The 23,839-nt window shown below is 44.7% G+C and carries 15 protein-coding genes and 1 pseudogene; 9 read left to right on the top strand and 7 right to left on the bottom strand.

Going from position 1 to position 23,839, the window contains the following annotated elements:
* Positions 1–33: 33 nt before the first annotated feature.
* The gene (gene astB / locus SVI_RS13090; RefSeq protein ID WP_013052042.1) at positions 34–1,371 is read right to left on the bottom strand and encodes an N-succinylarginine dihydrolase; all 1,338 of its coding nucleotides are present in this window, start codon (positions 1,369–1,371) and stop codon (positions 34–36) included.
* 436 nt (positions 1,372–1,807) lie between these two features.
* On the opposite strand from astB, the gene topA reads away from it, so the two are divergent.
* Positions 1,808–4,531 (top strand): type I DNA topoisomerase, encoded by a 2,724-nt coding sequence (gene topA / locus SVI_RS13085; protein ID WP_013052041.1) that lies wholly within the window; start codon positions 1,808–1,810, stop codon positions 4,529–4,531.
* Positions 4,532–5,020: 489 nt separating this feature from the next.
* On the opposite strand, the gene SVI_RS13080 is transcribed toward topA, so the two are convergent.
* Positions 5,021–5,794 (bottom strand): hypothetical protein, encoded by a 774-nt coding sequence (locus SVI_RS13080; RefSeq protein WP_013052039.1) that lies wholly within the window; start codon positions 5,792–5,794, stop codon positions 5,021–5,023.
* A 227-nt stretch (positions 5,795–6,021) separates the two neighbouring features.
* Between SVI_RS13080 and cysB the strand changes: the two genes are divergently transcribed.
* Positions 6,022–6,996, top strand: coding sequence for an HTH-type transcriptional regulator CysB (cysB, locus tag SVI_RS13075; RefSeq protein ID WP_013052038.1), 975 nt, complete (start codon positions 6,022–6,024; stop codon positions 6,994–6,996).
* A gap of 115 nt (positions 6,997–7,111) precedes the next feature.
* On the opposite strand, the gene SVI_RS13070 is transcribed toward cysB, so the two are convergent.
* Positions 7,112–8,488 (bottom strand): L-serine ammonia-lyase, encoded by a 1,377-nt coding sequence (locus SVI_RS13070; protein WP_013052037.1) that lies wholly within the window; start codon positions 8,486–8,488, stop codon positions 7,112–7,114.
* 356 nt (positions 8,489–8,844) lie between these two features.
* Between SVI_RS13070 and nagZ the strand changes: the two genes are divergently transcribed.
* The 3 genes from nagZ to SVI_RS13055 all read left to right on the top strand — a co-directional run bounded on the left by nagZ (position 8,845) and on the right by SVI_RS13055 (position 11,182).
* Entirely contained in the window at positions 8,845–9,855 is a 1,011-nt protein-coding gene (nagZ, locus tag SVI_RS13065) for a beta-N-acetylhexosaminidase (RefSeq protein WP_013052036.1), read from the top strand.
* 96 nt (positions 9,856–9,951) lie between these two features.
* Positions 9,952–10,503, top strand: coding sequence for an alpha/beta hydrolase YcfP (ycfP, locus tag SVI_RS13060; protein WP_013052035.1), 552 nt, complete (start codon positions 9,952–9,954; stop codon positions 10,501–10,503).
* Positions 10,504–10,906: 403 nt separating this feature from the next.
* The gene (locus tag SVI_RS13055) at positions 10,907–11,182 is read left to right on the top strand and encodes an acylphosphatase (RefSeq protein ID WP_013052034.1); all 276 of its coding nucleotides are present in this window, start codon (positions 10,907–10,909) and stop codon (positions 11,180–11,182) included.
* A gap of 619 nt (positions 11,183–11,801) precedes the next feature.
* Here the strand turns inward: SVI_RS13055 and SVI_RS13050 are convergent.
* The 3 genes from SVI_RS13050 to SVI_RS13040 form a co-directional block, all read right to left on the bottom strand.
* A complete protein-coding gene (locus tag SVI_RS13050; protein WP_013052032.1) occupies positions 11,802–12,662 on the bottom strand; it encodes a peptidoglycan binding protein CsiV in 861 nt (286 codons plus the stop codon).
* Between the two features lies 1 nt (position 12,663).
* Entirely contained in the window at positions 12,664–16,137 is a 3,474-nt protein-coding gene (mfd, locus tag SVI_RS13045; RefSeq protein ID WP_013052031.1) for a transcription-repair coupling factor, read from the bottom strand.
* 75 nt (positions 16,138–16,212) lie between these two features.
* Positions 16,213–16,806, bottom strand: coding sequence for a hypothetical protein (locus tag SVI_RS13040; protein ID WP_013052030.1), 594 nt, complete (start codon positions 16,804–16,806; stop codon positions 16,213–16,215).
* A gap of 97 nt (positions 16,807–16,903) precedes the next feature.
* Between SVI_RS13040 and SVI_RS13035 the strand changes: the two genes are divergently transcribed.
* From SVI_RS13035 to lolE, 3 genes and pseudogenes are all read left to right on the top strand, one after another.
* Complete coding sequence (locus tag SVI_RS13035; protein WP_013052029.1) at positions 16,904–18,136, top strand: lipoprotein-releasing ABC transporter permease subunit; 1,233 nt, start codon at positions 16,904–16,906, stop codon at positions 18,134–18,136.
* A 79-nt stretch (positions 18,137–18,215) separates the two neighbouring features.
* Positions 18,216–18,926, top strand: coding sequence for a lipoprotein-releasing ABC transporter ATP-binding protein LolD (gene lolD, locus SVI_RS13030; protein WP_013052028.1), 711 nt, complete (start codon positions 18,216–18,218; stop codon positions 18,924–18,926).
* Positions 18,927–19,005: 79 nt separating this feature from the next.
* A pseudogene (gene lolE / locus SVI_RS13025) lies at positions 19,006–20,264 on the top strand (lipoprotein-releasing ABC transporter permease subunit LolE).
* 710 nt (positions 20,265–20,974) lie between these two features.
* On the opposite strand, the gene SVI_RS13020 reads toward lolE, so the two are convergent.
* Positions 20,975–21,481, bottom strand: coding sequence for a DUF2062 domain-containing protein (locus tag SVI_RS13020; RefSeq protein WP_013052025.1), 507 nt, complete (start codon positions 21,479–21,481; stop codon positions 20,975–20,977).
* A gap of 43 nt (positions 21,482–21,524) precedes the next feature.
* Between SVI_RS13020 and SVI_RS13015 the strand changes: the two genes are divergently transcribed.
* Positions 21,525–23,816 carry a DNA internalization-related competence protein ComEC/Rec2 gene (locus SVI_RS13015; protein ID WP_408005138.1) on the top strand — a complete coding sequence of 764 codons (2,292 nt, stop codon included), beginning with the start codon at positions 21,525–21,527 and terminating at the stop codon, positions 23,814–23,816.
* The last annotated feature ends 23 nt before the right edge of the window (positions 23,817–23,839 follow it).

Genomic DNA, 23,839 nt, shown 5'->3' with positions numbered 1-23,839 from the left:
TCGGGGCTTTTTAAATTTTGAGATTTACAAAGATTACTTCTGGAACTGATACACACTACCAAGCTGCATCAACTGAGTCAGCTCATCCAGTGCAGTACGTGATTCAATTAGCACTTGGGGATCGGCCAGGTCTTCGACGCTGAGTCGATCGCGGTAGTGCTTGTCTACCCAGTTATTAAGCTCACTGAATAACACATCATTCATCAAGGTATGCTGATTAACAGCTGCCACTTCGGTGTCATTCATGGCGACACGGAGTCTCAGACAAGCTGGACCACCACCATTTTGCATGCTCTGCTTCACATCGAAGTAATGCACTTGCTTGATTGGGGTACCAAGGGTGACAACTTCTTGCAGATAAGCGTGTACTGCTTCATTTTCCTGACAGTTTGTCGGCGCGATAATGGCCATTTCACCCGAAGGCAAGGTGATGATCTGAGTGTTAAACAGATAACTCTTCACCGCATCTTGAATACCGACTTTATTTGTGGGTACTTCAATGAAGTGCAGTGGTGAGTCACCAAACTTCTGCTTTATCTCGCTTAACTTGTTCTGCGTATTCAAAAATGCCTGCTCGTGATAGAAGAGCACATTCTGATTACCGACGGCAATCACATCATTATGAAACACGCCTTGGTCGATCACATCCGGGTTCTGTGAGATATAAACCGTGTTGTCATCATCGAGTTGATGCAAGCGAGCGATGGCTTGAGAGGCTTCTAATGTCTGTCTTGCCGGGTATTTTTTCGGCTTAGGTGCCGAAGGGTTGGTCGCTTCCTGGCCATAGACAAATAACTCCACACCCGTTTCGCCGTATTCTCTACAGAGACGAGTGTGATTAGCCGCGCCTTCATCGCCAAAACTGGCGTGTTCAGGCAGATGTTGATGATGGCTAAAATGTTTTTCGTCATTGAATGTCGCCGCCAGGATATTACCAGTAGTGATAGGTTCTATGCTGCGGTGTAGCTTGTCCACCAGATTTGCCGGTGTGAAATGCAGCTTCCCATCACGACAATCGGCACTGGGTGAGACAGTAGCCGCATTCGCAGTCCACATGCTTGATGCACTACAACAGGCACGTAACAAAGCAGGAGCCTGTTTAGCAGCTTTGTTTAACACTTCGGCGTCAGTGCCTGTAAAACCAATTCTACGCAGTGTATGAAGGTCTGGGCGCTCTTGAGGGGCTAACATACCTTGAACCATACCCATATCGGCGAGTGCCTTGGCTTTTTGTAGGCCTTGCTTGGCTGCAGCTCTTGGGTTTGAAACGGCTGCCGCGTTGCTCAGTGATGCAACGTTACCGAAGGAGAGCCCGGCATAGTTGTGGGTCGGTCCAACCAAACCATCGAAATTAGCTTCAAAATGCTTCATTAGTTTTCCTTATCAGGCTTAATACCTTTTATTATTAACTTGTTTGATTTTTTTTGCTTCACTCAACTCACGAATTGAACTTCATGTGTTGCCAGTTACTCCAGATCCACTAAAGTTAAAGCTAAGATGTGATGTAAAGCCGAAATGAGGTCAGTATACTTAAGCCTCAATTGTTCACAAGTAAGGCGAAATTGGCTAAATTTGTGATATTTGCATCGAAATGCACATGAATTCCTTGCTAGATGACTAATAATGGAATATTAGTTTTTAATTAAGCATTTATTTTTTTCACACTTATTTTAGAAATAGTTCCAAAATGGTTAAAAATGGCTCACCAGTACAAATAAAAGAGGGATTAACTTGAAAAAATCGAGACAACCCTCTATATATGGAGCCAAATTACAGCATTTTGAGACTTTTTGGCGCAGATCATTCTATGGGTAAATCGCTAGTTATTGTCGAATCACCGGCCAAAGCCAAGACTATTAATAAATATCTCGGCAAAGATTACATTGTTAAATCGAGCGTAGGTCACGTAAGAGACTTACCAACATCATCCAGTCCTGACTCTAAAGTGGCGACTAAAACGCCAGCTGAAGTTAGGAAAATGGCTCCTGAAGAGAAAGCCATTTATAAGAGCAAAAAAGCGAAACAAGCGCTTGTTGCTCGTATGGGAGTGGACCCTGATAACGGCTGGAAAGCCAAATATCAGATACTCCCAGGCAAAGAAAAAGTGGTTAAAGAGCTACAGGCTCTAGCCGAAAAAGCCGACAAAATCTATCTCGCAACCGATTTGGATAGAGAGGGAGAGGCCATTGCATGGCACTTGCAGGAGATCATAGGTGGAGACGAATCACGCTATCAACGCGTCGTCTTCAACGAGATCACTAAGACCGCTATTCAAGAGGCATTCAGCAAACCCGCGCATTTAGATACCAATATGGTAAATGCCCAGCAGGCTCGTCGATTCCTCGATCGCGTCGTTGGGTTTATGGTATCGCCTTTGTTATGGAAGAAAGTCGCCCGTGGATTATCCGCAGGTCGAGTTCAGTCTGTGGCAACGCGTTTAGTTGTTGAGAGAGAAGGCGAGATTAAGGCTTTCGTTCCCGAAGAGTTTTGGGATATTCATGCGCAATTGAATACCCAGGCGAATGATCTGCTTAAAATGCAGGTGGTTAAGTTTCAGGGCAAGGCATTTAATCCTGTCAATGAGCAGCAAACCTTAGAAGCTGTTTCAGCTCTATCTCAGTCAAGCTTTGTGGTTGCCGCTCGTGACGACAGAGCGACTCAGAGCAAGCCTTCGGCACCTTATATCACATCTACCTTGCAACAAGCGGCGAGTACCCGTTTAGGCTTTGGCGTCAAGAAGACCATGATGATGGCTCAACGACTCTACGAAGCTGGTCATATTACCTATATGCGTACTGACTCGACTAACTTGAGTCAGGAAGCCTTAGATAACGTGCGCGAGATGATAGCGAAAGAATTTGGCGATAAGTATCTGCCGGATGAACCTATCCGCTACGGTAGCAAAGACGGAGCTCAAGAAGCTCACGAAGCCATTCGTCCATCAGATGTCAAAGTGCATGCCGCTTTGATGAGTGACATGGAGAGAGACGCACAGCGCTTGTATGAGCTGATTTGGCGTCAATTTGTCTCCTGTCAGATGACACCTGCAAAATACGATGCGACTCGTTTAACGGTTAAGTCCGGTGAATACGAGCTCAAAGCGACTGGTCGCACATTACGTTTTGACGGTTGGACTCGAGTTCAAACTGCTATCAAGAAGAAAAATGAGGAAGAGAGTACTCTGCCTCATATTGAACAAGGCGATAAGCTAGATCTTAAAGAGCTGGATCCAAAGCAGCACTTTACCAAGCCGCCAGCCAGATACGGTGAAGCTTCTCTGGTTAAAGAGCTAGAAAAGCGTGGTATCGGTCGTCCATCAACCTATGCAACGATTATTTCGACGATTCAGGACCGTGGTTATGTGCGCGTCGAAAACCGTCGCTTCTACGCAGAAAAGATGGGTGAGATTGTCAGTGAAAGTCTGGTCGGCAGCTTCAAGGAGCTAATGAGCTATGACTTTACTGCGGGCATGGAACAGACACTCGATGATGTAGCCAAGGGCGAACTCAAGTGGAAGAAAGTGCTTGATGGTTTCTATAAAGATCTTACCAAGCAGATAGAACAGGCAGAGCTGCCACCGGAAGAGGGCGGAATGCGCCCGAACGAGATGGTGCCAACTGACAACATCAAGTGTCCGACTTGTGAACGTCCTATGGGGATCCGCACGGGTACTACAGGTGTGTTCCTAGGTTGTTCCGGCTATGCCTTACCGCCTAAGGAACGCTGTAAAACCACCATGAATCTTACTCCAGGTGAAGAAGCCGTGAGTGAGAACAGTGAAGATGTTGAAACGGATGCATTGCGTGCTAAGCATCGTTGTGACATCTGTGGTACTGCCATGGACAGCTACCTTATTGATGAGACTCGTAAGCTACATGTTTGTGGTAATAACCCCATATGTGTTGGTCATGAAGTTGAACTCGGTCAATTTAAGATTAAGGGTTATGAAGGCCCGATTATTGAGTGTGACCGCTGTAGCAATGACATGGAGCTTAAGAATGGCCGCTTCGGTAAATACTTTGGCTGTACTAACAGCGAATGTAAGAATACCCGTAAGTTGCTAAAGAGTGGTGAAGCTGCGCCTCCAAAGGAGGACCCGATTCATCTACCTGATGTTAAGTGTACTAAGTCTGATGGTTACTTCGTGCTTAGAGATGGTGCTGCCGGTATATTTATGGCAGCCAGTACTTTCCCTAAATCACGTGAAACTCGTGCGCCATTAGTGGAAGAGTTGGTTAAGTATCGTGAGCTATTATGGCCTAAATATGCCTATCTAGCAGACGCTCCAGTTAAAGACGATGATGGTAATAAGGCATCGGTTCGCTTTAGCCGTAAGACAAAGGAGCAATACGTTGCTACCGATGTTGATGGTAAGGCAACGGGCTGGACTTCGAAATTCATCGACGGTAAGTGGGTGACAGAGGCGAAGAAGAAAGCTAAGCCAAAAGCAAAAGCGGCAACGACTACTAAGGCTAAAGCAAAGCCAAAAGCTAAAGCTAAGCCAAAGAAAGCCGAAAAGACTGAAGATTAACGCCGACAGAGTTAACCTTTAACAGAAAGCCTCGATTTATCGGGGCTTTTTATTGTCTGCAGTTTACGAAACTAGAGGTTAGAAGTTCCAGTTATAATCTATGAGTTGTCACTGTTTTCTGTCATCCAGAACTCATTTCATGATCCAGCTTGAATGCTTGAGGGTGATCTCTAAGGTCTAGCGTTCCCAACGCTTCAAAGACATTTGCCATATCCATATGGGTCAGAAGGAGGAAATGCCAATAAATGTACGAATGAATGGAATCAGGAGGTACGAGCTCACGGATGGGGACTGGCATTATTAGAATAATGCAGAGCAATTATTGAGAGTAACCCATAGAGGCGTTACCGAGGGAACATTATGGCCTTGAATGCTCGAAGACTTGAGGGGGAGTAAAGGTGTTTATCAGCTTAAAACAAAAGGCTCTCACATATTATGTAAGAGCCTTTTTGGGGTGTTTGGTGAATTTTAGCGAGGACTCTTGTGCTATTACCACTTCTTCTTTGGCTGGAATAGTACGTCGATATCTTCCTCTTCTTTCACTTGCTTGACCACAGGAGATGCCAGCTTTTGTTCTCCCATAATCTCGTCTAACATGGCTTTTGCTTCATCGACCTTTTTGGCGATAAAAGGGTCATTAGGTGTTTGAGCCTTGATGGCGTGTAAGGTCGAGAGGGCCTTGGTCACCATCTGTTTTGAGGAGCCATATTGTTTCATAAAGCAGGCGGCTCTTGCTCGGGATAACATGGAATCAACATTAATTCTGAGCTGTAGGCTATCGATTCGACCTTCTTCTTCGGCAAAAATACCAGGATCAACTTTACCCTTATTATGCTCTGCACGAAGTATGGCTTTGAGCTTCTTCAGTACCTGTACCAGAGTCAATATTTGCTTATCATTATCGGGCAGACGGAAGCTTTCTATCGAAGGTGCTTGCTTAGGACTCGCTGCTAAATTCTTAACTTGAGCACCTATGTCGGCTTGTCTTCTTTGGTAATCACCAGCTTGATTGGCGGCATAGTTAACGGCTAATCCAAGAGCATCTTCGACACGTTTGTATAACACCTGCACTAACTGCGAGGAGCAGGGGAACATACCTGTGTGCGAAAGTACTTCTTCGGTTTCATCAATAATGGCTCTCTGCCTAGCCAGTTCAGTTCGGCGTTCTGCCTCTGCACGTTCTTTTTGCTGCTGTATGACATTAATTCCGATTACGAGTAATAAGAGTGCGCCAATACTGATCAGAACCAAAGTAAATATCATAGGTCTACCGTTAAATATGCAATTACATTAATGCTACTATAAATCAACACTCTAGCATAGTTATCTTAGTCCACCTTTGCACTAATGTCGTGTGAATGGTGTGAACTCTATGTTATATTCCATATTGATTTAATTTTCACGTTGTACTATAACTATTTCTTATACTTAATCTCCCATTCCAGCCCGATTAAAAAGCATTAAATAGAAGTCGAATTGAAGGATAAAAGATGAAGCTGCAGCAACTCAGATACATTGCAGAGGTGGTGAATCATAACCTCAACGTTTCGGCTACCGCTGAAAACCTCTATACATCTCAGCCTGGGATAAGTAAACAAGTTCGCATGCTTGAAGATGAACTGGGTATACAAATCTTCGGTCGTAGCGGCAAACATTTAACCCATGTGACTCCGGCAGGCAAACAGGTCATAAGTATAGCAAATAATATTTTAGGTAAAGTAGAGAGTATTAAGAAGGTTGCCGAAGAGTACACTAAACCTGATCAGGGGGAGTTGAATATCGCAACCACGGATACTCAGGCCAGATATGCGCTACCTAATATCATTCGTGGCTTTATCGACCGTTATCCTAAAGTGAATTTACACATGCATCAGGGAACGCCTTCACAAATCAGTGAGCTAGCGGCGAGAGGCGATGCCGACTTCGCCATTGCCACCGAAGGTATGCATCTCTATTCCGATCTGATCATGTTACCTTGTTATCATTGGAATCGCTCGATTGTGGTTACACGAGATCATCCGTTAGCGACTCGCAGTAATATCTCCATTGAAGATCTGGGTCGCTTTCCTTTAGTGACTTATGTATTTGGTTTCGACCGTGAATCAGAAATCGAAAAATCATTCAATAGTGCGGGATTAGAACCCAGAGTGGTGTTTAGTGCCACCAGTGCCGACGTGTTGAAAACCTATGTGAGACTTGGTTTAGGGGTTGGTGTGATAGCGTCTATGGCAATTGATCCTATTTTGGACCGAGACTTAGTGGCTATCGATGCTAGCCACTTGTTTGCACATAGCACGACTAAGATAGGCTTTAGAAAAGGGAATTTCCTAAGAACTTATATGTATGAGTTCATCGAGCACTTCGCTCCGCACCTCACCAAAGAGGTGGTCGAAAAAGCGGTTGCCCTTAGGGACCCTCAATTGATAGAGAATATGTTTGCCGATATCGAATTGCCGGTAAGGTAACACTTATCTGAATATTTCTTACTGGATAAAAGACATAAAAAAACTCGCATAAGCGAGTTTTTTTATGTCTGATGATCATGACGTTCATTTTAATATAGCGTCATTCAACATTTTATTAGCATTCAACAATATTAACAGCTAGGCCCCCCTTTGCTGTTTCCTTATATTTACTGCGCATATCTTTACCTGTATCCATCATGGTCTTGATCACTTTATCAAGTGATACCTTGTGATTACCGTCACCACGAAGTGCCATACGAGATGCGTTAATCGCTTTCACCGCACCCATGGCATTTCGTTCGATACAAGGGACCTGTACTAAGCCGCCAACAGGATCGCAAGTCAATCCTAGGTTATGCTCCATACCTATCTCAGCCGCGTTTTCTACATGTTCGACTGTACCGCCCATTATCTCGGTTAAAGCGGCGGCTGCCATGGAGCAGGCTACACCAACTTCACCCTGGCAGCCGACTTCGGCACCTGAGATAGACGCATTTTTCTTATAGAGAATGCCTATAGCTGCTGCGGTTAACAGGTAGCGACAACAGATGTCGTTATCGACTTCTTGAACAAACATGTTGTAGTAGCATAAGACTGCTGGAATAATACCAGCGGCGCCATTGGTAGGGGCTGTGACGACTCTATCACCTGCCGCATTTTGTTCATTAACAGATAGGGCAAATAGATCGACCCAATCTAATGCGGCGAGTGGATCGACACTGTTTTTGCCTTCTGCTTTTAGTCTGCGATACATGGCCGGAGCTCGGCGTCTGAGTTTAAGTCCACCAGGCAGTAATCCTTCTTTATGGTAGCCACGTTCGACACAATCTGTCATCGTCTGCCAGATATTCCACAGCTGCTTTCTGATATCAGCTTCATTGGCGATACTCAGTTCATTTTCCATCATCAAGGCAGAAATACTCAAACCATTGCTATTACAATATTCGAGCAATTGAGCCGCGCTATCAAAATCAAAAGGAGCTGATTCGATTGGTAGGGCTGGAGATGCGTCTTGGGCTTTAATTTCATCTTGATCTAAGATGAAACCGCCACCCACTGAGTAGTACGTCCTCTCATAAATACATTCACCAGCAGAATAGGCATACAAGGTCATAGCGTTCGCGTGGGCTGGCAAACTTTTACGTCTATGGTAGATAACGCCGGATTCACGACTGAAAATAACGTGTTTGCCATTTGCCATCAGCAGTTGCTGGTTTTGACTCACATCTTTTAAAACTGCATCTATGGTATCGGTATCGACAGTGTCTGGTGCTTCGCCCATTAAGCCTAAAATAACGGCTTTACCTGTGCCGTGGCCTTTACCCGTTTGTCCCAGGGAGCCAAATAATTCTGATCGCAGTTCATCTGTACGTTCGAGCAGGCCTTCTCTATCGAGATCATTGATAAAGATGTTACCCGCTTTCATTGGACCCACTGTATGTGAGCTTGACGGTCCAATGCCGATTTTGAACATATCAAATACACTTATCATGCTTATATACCCTGTTTGTTATTATTGTTGTATTTACAATACTTTCTACTATTAATATTAGTCTAAGATCCATTTAACTCATCAAGTTTAGATGGATAAAAGTCCTGATATGTTATTCTAGTCTTTGCTTGTTTAAATCAATTCTACTTGTTTAAATCTATGATCTGAAATTATCACATACTTTGCTAAATGACTTATCATGAGTTTTTTTAATAGAAAGTTTCAGATTAGCTTAGCTAAGGCAATGATTCAGTGTTACAAGCAGTCGGCTAAGCAGATTATACTGTATTTATTTGAACTATTTCTTATGGGTAAAGATAAGAAATTATTGTGATTAGGTATCTTGAGGAGTAAGCGTGAGCTATTTAATGTTAGACCTTTTATCGATCCAAGCTAGCCAAGCTGAGCTTGAACAGCTCAAGCATCCTATGGTTGGCGGCTTGATTCTGTTTACGCGAAATTTTGATAGCAGAGAGCAATTGATCTCGTTAATAAAATCAGTAAGAGAGGTGAGATCCGATCTTATCATAGCCGTAGATCAGGAAGGCGGACGAGTGCAGCGCTTTCGAGAAGGTTTCACTCTTATTCCTGCAATGGGGGATATATTGCCTCATGCCGGCGGCGATATACAAAAGGCACAAGCTTGGTCCGTTGAATTAGGTTTCCTCATGGCCATTGAGCTATTGGCGTGCGATATCGATCTCAGTTTCGCTCCTGTGCTGGATCTGGACAGAATTAGCAGAGTGATAGGAAAGAGGGCATTTGGCTCTGAGCCAGAAACCGTGATTAGTTTAGCCGAGAGTTTTATTTCTGGAATGAATCAAGCTGGCATGGCTGCTGTGGGTAAACATTTTCCTGGTCATGGCAGTGTAGAGACGGATTCACATTTGGCTCAAGCGGTAGATGAGCGCAGTGAGGCCGAAATACGTGATTTGGATATGGTTCCTTTTAAGACCCTTATCGAGCAGCAGAAGCTTCAAGGCGTGATGCCAGCTCATGTTATCTATCCTAAGGTCGATCCTAACCCTGCAGGTTTCTCTTCTTATTGGCTTAAGCAAGTGTTGCGAGGTGAGCTGGATTTTCAAGGGGTCATATTTTCTGATGATCTCGGCATGAAAGGTGCCGGTGTTGTTGGAGGCTATAAGCAGAGAGCGAAAGCGGCACTAGATGCAGGTTGCAACATGATCTTAGTGTGTAACGATGCTGCCGGCGCCGCAGAAGTACTCAATGAACTTGATTGGCCTAGCGAAGAGCCATATAGAACGGCTAAGTTATTAAAACCTGATGCCAGTATAGTAGCCCAAGCATTACAGCAAGAAGAGCGCTGGAAAAAGGCTAAAACTTTGGCTGACACATTCAGTCAGTAAAAGTTAATCTCTTTCGTCTGAAAATTTGATATAGCTCAACTCATTGAATGATTAAGTTGGCTAAGGTGAATATTCGGCATTATTACAGGTAGTAAGATGATCTTATATTTACATGGCTTCGATTCGACGAGTCCGGGTAATCATGAAAAGATGCGTCAATTGCAATTTATCGACAAGGATGTGCGTCTGGTGAGTTATAGCACTCAGCATCCTAAGCACGATATGCAGCAGTTGCTAAACGAAGTGAGTCGCCAACTCCGACAGTCAGATGATCCCGCTCCTTTAATTTTTGGAGTGGGCTTAGGCGCATTTTGGGCCGAGCGCATCGGATATTTAAATGGTCTGAAAGCTGTGTTAATTAATCCTAACCTGTCACCCGAGATCAACATGACAGGCAAGATTGACAGGCCCGAAGAATATGCCGATATTGCCAATAAATGTGTTGCACGCTTCAGGTCTAAAAATGCGGGTAAATCGCTGGTTATTCTATCTCGGTTAGATGATGAGAATAGTAATACTCAGGTTCATGAGGCACTGAGTCAATATTACCCAGTGATTTGGGATGAAGATCAGCCCCATAAATTTCCAGCGTTAGCGAGCCATCTATCTGAAATATCTTTATTTAAGCAGGGTTCGTTTGTTATCTAGCTTGGTAACAATGTTATTAGCCGCTTTCGAGCGGCTTTTTTGTGGCCGTCATTCAGCCATAAGCTAAAGTAACTTACTTAAATCTGAGAAATGACTAACTGGTACATTAGTATAAGATACTGATTTAAGGCTTGCTACAGGTGATCTTGATCACATGCAGCGTAAAAACCAGATGAAAAATCTAGTTTTTGTTTAAATGTTATCTTCGTCAGTGTAAAGTGTCAGATATGATAACAACTGATACAAATTGATACATTTGCATTGTTAGTTTGTTTCAGAATCACCAATTTGCGTATGTCGCCCGATGCAGCTAGCCAATTTTAGTTAGCTGTTTTTTTTGCCTGTATTTTGCCTAGTCGACAGGTTTACGTTATCTTCAAAGAGGGAACTTGAGGATTTCAGTATGAAAAGAGTCAAGATAAGCGTTCAAGGAAAGGTGCAAGGCGTCTGTTATAGGCGTTATACCTTATCAAAAGCCAAAGCCTTAGGCTTAACTGGTTATGTTTCAAATGACGATGATGGTAGTGTCACCATTTTAGCTCAGGGAGCCTTTCCCGCGGTAGATAATCTGATCGATTGGTGCCAAGTCGGTTCTCCTCAATGCAATGTCTCTCAAGTTTTTGTTGAAGAAGACGAAGCTAATGAGATCTATTTAGACTTCTCGATAGTTCAATCCTAATCAGATCATAAAAAGACTCTTAGCACTTAGAAATTCGCACTTAGGGTCTTTTGTGTTTGAACTTGTCTGAAGTAATACCTATAGGCCAGATCTAGCTGCATAATGAAGGCATCGATTGGTGTAAAGTCGGTTCTCTTTAATCCAATGTCTCCCAAATTTTTGTTGAAGAAGACGAAGCCAATGAGATCTATTTAGACTTCTCGATAGTTCAATCCTAGATCTGGCGATTAACGTCTGTCTATGCATAATGAAGGCATCGATTGGCGTAAAGTCGATTCTCTTTAATCTAATGTCTCTCAAGTTTTTGTTGAAGAAGACGAAGCTAATGAGATCTATTTAGACTTCTCGATAGTTCAATCCTAGATCTGGCGATTAACGTCTGTCTATGCATAATGAAGGAATCGATTGGCGTAAAGTCGATTCTCTTTAATCTAATGTCTCTCAAGTTTTGTTGAAGAAGACGAAGCCAATGAGATCTATTTAGACTTCTCGATAGTTCAATCCTAATCCGATCATAAAAAAGACCCTAAGCCGAAAGGCTCAGGGTCTTTTTTATGTTTGCACTTTTCAGAATATGATACCAATTGCTATTATTCTGATGTGTTGGTATTCGCTCTGTCTATGGTTGCTGCATCTTTCTTATCTGTAGAATCATGCCCATTCTGGGATGATCGAAGTAATGAATTTCATCACTTCTTACGCGTTTGTTTTGCTGCATAATGAAGGAATACAGGAAGGGGGAAGACTGGCTAACGACCCCTGAATTATATCCAGTATCATGGTTCATCACGCTTGAAGTCTTAGTGCCTTCCTCTCTTAAGGTCAATGCTGTTTCAACATAGAGGAAGTGATCCAGGTAGATGTTGATTGTGCCATCGAGTTTCCATACCGGCCCATGTTCTACGACTCCAGTATTTCCTTGCTGAAAATTAACCTGATCAGCATCTGATCCACTCGTTTGGCCGTTGAGCGCAAAACGCGAAGAATAGTCTTTGCCAGAGAAGAGTCGAATGGGTGTGGCTCTGTGTCTGGGTTGCATCGCCTGTTGCCAAGTCATGTGCAGAAGACTCTTATTGCCTCTTTGCCTCGACAGTTTACTGATGATGTCTTTGAAATGATTTTGATTACTGGCTAGCAGTACGGGAGAGCCACCAGGTACAGCATATTTTGGTGATGGGGCTGCAATACTCCATGGGATCTGCGATGGATATGAACTGCTTTGTTGGCTACATTCGTCGGGATTTGTGGCCCTATCAAGTGCAGAGCATGTATCGGTAATATGGGAGCTGAACAATGGCGAGATAAGATCGACCATGTGTTTTGGATTTTGAAAAGAAGCATGCGTAGGTGCTTGCTCTTGAGACTGTCCACTTCTCTCGAAGAGGTAGACCTCAACTTCAAACCAACGCTCATTCTGGGCATAGGCCTGCTGAGATAGAGAGAGTAGGCCTACAATGATTAAAAAAGTTTGTCTTAACACATTATTCTCCAAGACGATGTTGTGATAATTGCCCTAATAGCAAGTTAACCAGTGCCAGTCTGTCTTTATGTGACTCGGCTGGAATTAGGAATTTTAACTTACTCGGGCCATCCATTCGATAGTTTTGTGGCTGACTTTGAAGTAAACCGATAATAAATCCCGGATCGACGCAATGATCGTCGTTAAATTCCAGGCTGCCGCCCTTAGCGTGCACCTCAAGTTTCTTAATGCCTAGGCTAGTAGCCTGATGTTTGTACAGGGTTAGCTCCATCAGATTCTTAGTGGCATCGGGTAGCATACCAAAGCGGTCAATGAGTTCGACTTTAAGCTCATCGAGGGCATTTTCTGAATCACAGTTGGCAATCCGTTTATACAGTGACAAGCGAATATTGACGTCATGGACGAAATCATCGGGAAGCAGGGCCGGAATTCGCAGTTCTATCTCACATTGACGTCTAAGCATCTGACTCAGAGAGGGCTCTTTACCCTCTTTAAGCGACTTAACCGCATCTTCCAGCATCTCCATATACAGGGTGAAACCTATTTTGGATATATGGCCCGATTGTTCATCGCCTAACAGTTCGCCAGCGCCGCGGATTTCAAGATCTTGGGTTGCTAGCATAAAGCCAGCACCTAAGTCTTCTAAGGCGCCGATGGCTTCTAACCGTTTGCGTGCATCTGAGGTAATACTTTTAGGATGCGGCGTCATCATATAGGCATAAGCCTGGTGATGGGAGCGACCGACTCGTCCTCTAAGCTGATGTAGTTGAGCTAAGCCAAAGTTATCGGCTCTCTCTATGACTATGGTGTTAGCCGAGGGCACATCGATACCTGTCTCGATAATGGTAGTACAGACGAGAACATTGAACTTTTGATGATAAAAGTCAGACATGACTCTTTCCAAATCGCGTTCCCGCATCTGACCGTGAGCCGTGACGACTCTAGCCTCTGGTAGCAGCTCACTGATTTCCTTGGCGCGTTTCTCTATGGTCTCCACTTTATTGTGGAGAAAGTAAACTTGTCCGCCACGGAGAATTTCACGCAGTAAGGCTTCTCGTATGGTGGTGGTGTCGTATTCTCTGATAAAGGTCTTTACCGCGAGTCTCTTCGCCGGTGGGGTAGCAATAATCGATAGATCTCGCATGCCCGACATAGCCATATTTAAGGTTCTGGGTATAGGCGTCGCGGTTAACGTCAGGATATCTACGTGAGCCCGCAGAGCCTTAATTTGTTCTTTCTGCCTAACACCAAATCTATGCTCTTCATCTATGACCAATAAGCCTAGGTTTTCAAAATCACCCTCGGAATGCAGTAACTTATGGGTGCCTATGATGATATCGACTTTACCTTTACTTAGCTCATCCATGATCAGCTTCTGTTCTTTAGCCGTCTTGAAGCGAGAAATCACCTCAATTTTAACCGGCCAATCGGCAAATCTGTCTTTGAAGTTCTCGAAGTGTTGCTGTGCCAGCAAGGTGGTCGGCACTAAGATGGCGACTTGCTTACCATCGTTGACTGCGACGAAGGCGGCTCTCATTGCCACCTCAGTCTTACCAAAACCTACATCACCACACACAAGTCTATCCATGGCGATGGGCGAACACATATCGGTCAAAACAGCATTGATTGAAGTCTCTTGATCCACCGTTTCTTCGAAGGGGAAACTATTGGCAAACTGAGCATATTCTTGCTCATCGATCTTACAGGCCGAACCAGGCCTTGATTGCCTGCGTGCATAGACATCGAGCAGTTCGGCGGCTACATCACGGATCTTCTCTACCGCTTTCTTCTTAGCCTTGGCCCATGTTTCATTGCCGAGTTTGTTTAAGTTTGCTTCTTCATCTGGCCCCACACTATAACGGCTGATGAGGTGAAGTGCAGACACAGGTACATAAAGCTTGTCACCGCCGGCATACTCTAACTTTAGGTACTCGGCGATAAGACCCCCAGTATCTAACGTTTCTAGTCCTTGATATTTTGCGACTCCATGATCTAAGTGGACTATGGGTTGGCCGACTTTCAGCTCAGCTAAGTTTTTGACTAAGGCATCGCTACTTATCTGTTTCTGTTTGTCCCGACGACGTTTCTGGGAGATTCGATGACCGAAAAGCTCGGTTTCACAAATAAGGCTAAACTTCCCACCCCGGCTCTTCTCTATGATACAGCCGTTAGAGAGAGGGGAGACTATGAGTCCAAGCTTAGCCTTCGAGGAGGTAAATTCCTCTAAGCTGTCGAATCGCTTCGGCTTGATGTTTATCTTGCTGAGCAGTTCGAGTAAGGCTTCTCGACGTCCCTCAGATTCGGCGCTGAAGAGTATGCTGGTCTCTTTGGTCGCATATTCCTGAAGCTGGAGCAGGGGCTGCTTGAGTTTGTGGTTGGCAGTTAATTCTGGCAGCTTTTCTAGCTTAGCCTGATGACCCTTGTCGGGGTCATTGCCGACCTTAAGCAGACTTCTTGGTAGGGCCTTAAAATGAGAGAAAATCTGATCTGTGAGTAGGTAGAGCTCTTTAGGGGCCAGTAGCGGGCGTAAAGGATCGACCCGTCTATCTTCATATCTCAGTTCAACTTCGGCTAAATGTGCCTTAGATGCGGCCTCTAGATCGCCAATATTAACCAGCTGAGCATTTTCTGGCAGATAATCGAACAGGCTGGCCGTCTCGTCAAAAAAGAGTGGCAGATAGCTTTCGATCCCTGCAGGAAATATTTTTCGACTGACCATCTGATAGACAGATTCTGGCTCTTTAACTAAGCGCTCGAAGCGTCGACGGTATCTCTGTCTAAAGCCTTCGATTGCCTGGTCATCGGTGGGGAACTCTTTCGCCGGCAGTAAACGTATGGAATCAATTTCGCCGCTGGATCTCTGGCTCTCCGGATCGAAGTGTCTGATGGACTCGACTTCATCATCAAATAACTCGATACGGAAGGGCTGCTCCGAGCCCATGGGGAATAGATCAATTATCGAGCCTCTGACGGCGAACTCACCATGTTCATAGACTTGCTCGACCAAGTGATAGCCAGTGTTTATCAGTTGTTGTTTGACATCCTGAAGACAATAATTGTCGCCTTTTTTCAGCATCAGCACATTGCCGGCTAAGAATGACTTAGGCGGTAAACGCACCATCAAGGTGCTCAAGGGAACAATCACTAATCCCTGCTTGGCATGAGGCAGCCGAGATAAGGTTTCTAATCTTTGGGATACCAGATCTTGGTGGGGAGAGAAACTGTCATAGGGTAAGGTCTCTCTATCCGGGAAAAGCCATACAGGAAAATCGCTATCTTTCAGTAGATAATCCAGTTCAGATTCCAGTAACAGGGCTGTGGGTGTGTCGTGAGTCACTGCAACTGTGATACCAGCATGGTTTTGAACCAGGCTCGCTAAGGTGATGGCTTGAGAGACACCACCTAATGTGTATAGTGTTTGCGCTTTTGATGCACTTTTGACTGCCGGTGGAGTCAATATAGAGAAAGATTTCATTCAGATGTGACAAAAGAGTAGCGTCAAAGATGCCTGATATTGTAGAGGCTTAAAGCCTCTTGTGCTAGAGAAAACTTATGCCTTGGTTTTCGCCTGTTTACGCAATTTAAGCTGCTTTTGTTGCACACTTAGGCTGGCTTTGACCAATTGTTCCACATCTGTCTCCAGTATTTGAGTGAATTCAAGACTGCTGATGTATTGGTCGCTAACTTGATTATCATCGGTATGTAACGGCTGTGAGGCTGTTACTTTGACGAAGCATAACAGGGCGACTAATTCATCTCGGATGTGCAGAGTTATTTTATACTGATCATTTTCAACAAGCTGGCTATCATTAATGACCCGAATGCCACTGCCACCAAAATACATGCCTTGATATTGTTCTCCTTCGCGCTGCTCACTCTCTAACACATATTGGAGAACCAAATCTATCTTACGGGATTGGAGTTTAAGGTAATCCACCACACTTTTGGCATCGTCGTCTAAGTGTCTTAGTTGTAATAAACAGTCAGATTCCAAGGTTTTGACTTCGTTAATGAGCAGTAAGCCAGTAGGTAACATTGCTCTTAATTCGTGTTCGGTGGGCAGAGCCTGATCTTTGGGCCAAGGAGAAAGATAGGCAGTAAAGTCATGCTTCACACTAAAATAGGGACTTGTGTCTGTGAACAAGGGATTTCCTCTTGTTTTTATATAGCTATTACCCCTATTATCGTGCGCATCTTAATGATTTAGCAAGGCTGATTAATTATTGGGCCTGTAGGACACTATGAATCTTGCGTTATCTTCACATATAGGTTTTCGTTATTGGCGTGCGAGAAAAGCCAATGGCTTCGCCTCTTTCATCACTTTTTTTGCTGTTTCTGGCATCTTACTCGGCGTGGCGGCGCTGATCATAGTCAGCTCTGTAATGAATGGACTAGAAGGTCAGTTAAAACAACGGATATTGGGCGCTGTGCCTCAGTTGACTGTGCATTCCCAAGCGCCAATAGAACAGTGGCAGAGTAAGATTGCCGAACTCACTAAGCTCCCAGGTGTTATTGGCGTCACTCCTAGCATCTCCAATCAGGCCATGATCCAGTCCAGCAGCAATATAAGTGCGATTGGGGTCTATGGCATCTATCCGGATTTTGAACATAATCTTTTAGCCAGCATGGAGCACAGCTTTAACGGTAGCTTCGAACAGCTCGAAGCGGGTAAATATCGCATCGTTTTAGGCTCACTACTTGCGAGGCGTCTGGGGGTTTCACCCGGCGATAAGGTCAGACTATTGAGCGGCGAAGGTGTGATTTATTCTCCCTTAGGTCCGGTACCGAGTCAGAGAAAATTTGTGGTTGCCGGTGTATTTGAAATGGGTTCCCAAGTCGATGCTAATCTGGCTTATATTCATTATGAAGATGCTCAGAGACTGATGCGGCAAAAGCCTGGCCAAGTAAAAAATCTGAGATTTTATCTTGATGATCCCTTTAACGCCGCCAATTTGAGTTCTGATGTGATAGCCGAGTTTAGTAAAGACGGTCTAGAGGTCACCACCTCTGATTGGCGTGACTCTTATGGTCATCTTTTCGGCGCGGTGAAGATGGAGAAGAATATGATGTCTCTTATGCTCAGTCTCATCATTGCAGTAGCTGCATTTAATATCGTATCGGCACTGGTGATGATGGTGGTCGATAAAACTGCCGATGTTGCTGTGCTCAAGACTCAGGGTCTGATGACATCCGATGTGATGGGGATATTTATGATCCAAGGCTCCCTCAATGCCATCATAGGACTCGTCTGCGGTCTGCTCGTTGGCATAGCAATCACATTGAACCTCAACATCATACTCAATACGTTTGGCATCTCGGTTCTTGGTGCGGGCCAGTCACTGCCAGTACAACTGGAATGGAGCCAGATGAGTCTGATTGTCTTAGGCACCTTGCTCATCTCATTTTTTGCTACGGTTTACCCGGCGATGAGAGCCGCTGGGGTGCAGCCAGCCAATGCACTTAGGCATGAGTAAACACGGGTGTTTAAGTTAACACACCTTAGATGCCGCGTAGTCAATGACGTGGCTTGAATGAATTAAAGAGTTGAACAAGATGCAAGAGTTATTACTGGAAGTAAAAGGTGTGACTAAGCGCTACCAAGAGGGCAGCGTCGATACACAAGTGCTTAATGACGTGGATCTACAGGTATATAAAGGCGAGCAGCTGGCCATAGTAGGTACATCTGGGTCGGGTAAGAGTACATTGCTGCATATTATGGGTACCTTAGATCGCCCTACGAGCGGTAGTGTGACTATGTTAGGTGAAGATCTCTATGCCTTATCGAGCCGGCGTCAATCGGATATACGTAATCAAGACCTAGGTTTCATTTATCAGTTTCACCACCTGTTACCAGAATTTACAGCTCTAGAAAATGTGGCTATGCCGGCATTGATCCATGGCGTCAAACGAGAGCAAGCGCACCAAGATGCCAAGGTGCTGCTGGAAAGAGTGGGATTAGGACATAGACTCGATCACATACCTGCGGAGATGTCTGGCGGCGAACGACAGCGCACTGCAATTGCCAGGGCGCTTATTAATAAGCCAAAACTTGTATTAGCCGATGAGCCTACGGGTAATCTAGATGCCGCCAGCGGTGAGGCCGTTTACGAACTGATCCAGGAGTTGGCGACTCAGTACGGCACGGCATTTGTCGTGGTGACCCATGACAGTAAGCTAGCCGCCAGAATGGACAGACAGTTACACATGAAAGATGGTTACTTACGACCTTTAGACATTGAAAATCTCACTAGTGAGGCTTCATGAGTCGTTTATTGTTATTTTGTGTTGGGCGGGGATTCTGTCATCTTGCTGGCCAATCTGATCTTGTTATAAGAGAGCCTTCATGAATCGTTTATTATCCCTTTGGGTTGGGTGGCGCTTCTATCTCGCGCGTCAATCTAATAGCTTTATTAGTTTCATCTCTTTCGCATCTACCGCTGGGATAGCCTTAGGTGTCGCCGTGCTAATCGTGGTGTTGTCGGCGATGAATGGTTTCGAGCGAGAGCTGGAAAATCGATTACTCGGCGTGGTGGCCCATGGCGAACTTACTGGCGTAAATGAGCCCATTGCTCATTGGCAGAAAATTGCCAATGATGCCGATAAAATACCGGGTATATTGGCCTCAGCCCCTTTCATTCAACTTCAGGGCCTAGTGCAGAAACCCGGTGGCTTTCAAGGCTTGAATGTCTTAGGTATAGATACTGAGCAAGAACAGAAGGTCTCAGTTATTGCAGACTTTATGTCTGAAGAGACTTGGTTGAAGTTAGGCCGGGGCGATGAAAATAATATCGTACTCGGCAAGGGACTGGCAGATAATCTGGGTTTGAGTGTCGGGGACTCCTTGAGCCTTTATATGCCGGATGTCTCGCATCAGAGCCAAGATAGCAAAAGGATTGGCTCGGCTAAGAGTCATCGCTTTGTGGTGGCGGGGGTGTTTGAACTCGGTGGGGAATTAGATCTTACCACAGCTTATATCCCAATGAAGTATGCGGCTTCTATCTTAGGTATGGGACAGGGAGTATCGGGTGTCAGAATCAAGGTCGAACAGGTATTTGACGCGCCAAGATTGATCCGGGAACTTGGCTATAGCCAAGATCAATATCTCTACATCAGTGATTGGACACGGACCCAAGGTAACCTGTATCAAGATATCCAGTTAGTCAGGCTGGTTATGTATCTAGTGCTTGCCCTGGTTATAGCCGTGGCTTGCTTCAATATCGTCTCGACTCTGGTAATGGCGGNTCGCGATAAGCAGTCAGAAATAGCGATATATTGACCATGGGCATGAAGCGAGCTTCTATAATGATGATATTTATCGTCCAGGGTGCCCTTAACGGTGTCTTAGGTTGTTTATTAGGCGGCGTATCTGGGATTATCATTGCTGAGAATTTGAGTCGTATAGCCAAAGGTATAGAGAACATCTTAGGGATAAAATTACTGTCTGCCGATGTCTATTTTATCGATTTCCTGCCGTCACAGCTGAACTTCTCTGATGTGTTTATTGTGCTAATGCTTGCCTTCATCATGAGCCTGCTGGCAACTATCTATCCTGCCTGGAAGGCGAGTAAGACTCAGCCTGCAAAGGCCTTAGCGGGACGATAAATAAGCCCTGTCTATGAATCCTGTCTAAAAGATAAGACGAGTAAGACTCAGCCTGAATCATGCTCGTGGGGCGGTGAATAAGCCCCGCGAGTTATCCTTCCACGGCGCTAATAGTATTAGCACCGATTAATGACTATGGGGAAAGCTCTTTCAGTTAGCCCAGTTCAATGATGACAGATGATTGAACTGTATCTGTATTTGTATTTGAGACTATGGCGCTCACTTAGATCAAACAGCACACCTTCAGCACTCTATTTCTCATCTAACATTTTCCACCTAACTTGATGTGTACTAGCGATGGATTTTTATCTCTGGTGATAGAGCTTCTAAGCTTCGAAGATGCGTGCCTGTACAAGGTGTTTGGACACGAATAAGTTATTGTCGACAATTGAGGTTACCTAGATGTCATCTGCACCAAGCCAATTTTTGATGGTGTAATACCTATCGGTAAAATATTAATGGTATAAATCTGTGGTTTTAATATATAGGAACCAAGGCTTGAATCGATGAAACCGAGATGGCGCCGCTTTCTGCCCATAAGCGCGTGTCATGGGCTGAAAACTGACATTTTGAATGCTGGAGCAATTAACGTTTATGGCCAAATATCCATGACTAAAGCTGCTTCTAATTAGGTTATTCGATCACGTCCGCATCTTAGGCTAATAGATGTAAATCCTCTCTTGCTCACCCAATACCTCACGTCAAACTCGTTAGCTGTTTCTGTTTTTCCACTTGAGTAAGATGGAATATCTCCACAGTGTCTTGACTAGGAAATAACCGGTTAAGGCAAACGTAGTCCCTAACACAAAACAACCTAATATGAAGGGGGGACCTATGGTTGACACTGAGGCTTCAACCCAGCGCCAAGTTGCCTCGAATGCAAACTCTTGGGGTGGGTGGCTGAGGATCTTAGCTCCCAACAGGTAGGCTACATAGAACATGAAGGGCATGGTGACAGGATTGGTTATCCACACCAGAGCGACAGCTATAGGTAAATTACAGTTGAAAACAATAGCTAACGCCGCTGCCAGTACCATTTGAAATGGCATAGGGATCCAGGCAACAAAGAGGCCTATGGCAAAAGCCGCAGGGGCTGAGCGACGATTGAGCGCCCATAGATTCTCTTTATGTAATAGCTTGCCGAACATCTGCAAATGTTTGTGATTACGCAGAGTCTCGGGTTTGGGCATAAACTTTTCGATGAATTTTTTTGGCATAAATTGCAATTACTGTCTTAACTTATTCACTATGAATCGATTCATGTTTGGCTTCAGCATCACCATTTTATCCAGTCTCTTGTGGCCCATGTTACCGTCAACTTCAGTATACATAGCCTCAGTCGTGGTTGGTCTAATTCTGCTGAAAAGAACTCTGGTTATTGCCGGAGCATTACTGGCCGTTGGCTGGATTTCACTTTTTGTTCAACTCATATTGCTTGAACAACCACCGAACTCAGTACAAAACATCATCGTGAGGGGCGAAATCATATCATTACTTGGTTCAAACGGCGACTGGGTTAGTATGGATATTCGCCAATCGAATTTATTAAATGCATTTTTTTTATCAAAAGTGTTAAGGCTGAGTTGGAAGCAAGCCCCTAAATTGGCGATTGGAGAGCAATGGGAGTTTCTGGTAAAGCCAAAACCTATCACAGGTGTATTAAATCAAGGAGGCTACAATCAGCAAAGAAGTATGCTGAGTCGACACATAGTGATGAAAGGGAGTGTGAAGTCAGGAATTAAATTGACTGAGGCCGTATCTCTTAGAAGCAGGATTATCAATGAGCTGAAACCTGAGTTGGCGCATTTTGCTCATGGAGACTTGATGTTAGCTATCTTGCTTGGGGATAAGAGCTTGATAGATAGCCAGAGGTGGCGATCATTAAGGGTTTCAGGTTCAGGGCATTTAATTGCCATCTCAGGGCTGCATCTTTCAGTGGTGACCACTTGGGTATTTTTCCTATCTTTGTATTTACTGGCTCGATTTAAGCCAAGCTTAAGCCGGAAAAACATATTGATTGCAGGATTACTTTCCGCATTCTGCGCTATTTTTTATGCTTATCTCGCGGGATTTTCCCTGCCGACACAACGCGCCCTGATCATGTTACTCCTCTTGCTTACTATGGGGTTGATGAAACGTTTCTCCTCTTCCTGGGAACGTCTGCTTTATGCGCTGTTTATTATATTAGTCTTGGACCCTTTAACTTGCATGAGTGCCGGTTTCTGGTTGTCCTTCTCTGCCCTGGGGATTATTTTTCTTACGCTATCTCAATGGACAAAGTTTGTACCACATCAAGAGGAAGCGAGTGGGGCTAGGCTGAATGTGAAGCATAAACTCAAGCTGTTCTGGTCCGTACAATGGCGTTTGAGCCTGGGACTCGGTCTGTTACAGGCATTACTCTTCGGGGGGATTTCTGTCTATGGCTTGCTGTTCAACCTTGTCTTAGTGCCTTGGTTTAGTCTGATTGTTATCCCAGTTTCATTTCTGTGCTTCTCGATATGGGCTTTGGGGCAGGTTTTTTCAATGGATTTCCCGCAGATATTTGCTTTAGTCGATATGAGTTTAGTGCCAATGAGCATAGGGTTTAGCATGATTGAATCTTTGCCCGGTGCATGGATGAGCGTTTCGGGTCAGACTATCGCTTGCCTGAGTTTCTCTATATTGGGGCTGATTCTGCTATGCCGAGTTTCACACCCAAGATGGCGACTGGTCTCCTTAATCTTATTCATGCCCCTAGGGCTCAATGTGCTGTTTGGCTTGATTGCTCCTAGGCAGAGTGAGTGGCGACTTCATTTACTCGATGTGGGACAGGGGCTCAGTGCTGTGATTGAAAAGTCAGGTAAGGCACTGATATATGACACAGGTGCTGCCTATGGCGCTAATTTTAGTTATGCCGAGAGGGTTATTCTCCCGTTTCTTAGATACAGAGGCCTAGACTCTGTCGATTATCTGGTACTTAGCCATAGCGACAACGATCATGCTGGAGGCGCTCAGTTATTGATTGATAGCTTCCCTGATGCCAGTGTCATTAGCGATATCGCTAAATATTCACAACTAGATTGCAGACCTAAGTCCTTACTATGGCAAGGGCTCAAGCTAGAAATATTGGCGCCTAATACCCCTGAAGATGGCAATAATGGCTCTTGCGTCTTGAGAGTGAGTGATGATGAACATCAGTTGATGTTATCGGGGGACATAGAGGAAGAAGGAGAAGTATTGCTCTTAGCTAGCTCACAAACCTTGCAGAGCGAAGTGTTAGTGGCTCCTCATCATGGTAGCCGCACATCTTCTACTACCGCCTTTATCAATCGGGTCTCTCCTCAGCTGGTGCTATTTCCGGCTGGTTTTAATAATCGTTATGGTTTTCCAAAGCAAGACGTCGTAGAGCGTTATCAGTTCATGGGCGCGCAGGTGTTAGTGACCGGGAATGAGGGTCAGGTGAGTGTGCTTTTTCGCCATGGTGAACGGCGTATAAGCACTTACCGCGCAGATCTGGCGCCTTTTTGGTACAACAGCTTGTTTAGGTTTGGTGAGATTAGCAATACAGAGTAGAATGCTTTTTTTGAATTAGAATA

The organism is Shewanella violacea DSS12 (genome assembly GCF_000091325.1).
In the GTDB taxonomy this organism is placed as follows: Bacteria; Pseudomonadota; Gammaproteobacteria; order Enterobacterales; family Shewanellaceae; genus Shewanella; species Shewanella violacea.
The sequence above is the reverse complement of the archived record's forward strand: the minus strand, read 5'-3'. Positions and strand labels throughout refer to the sequence as shown.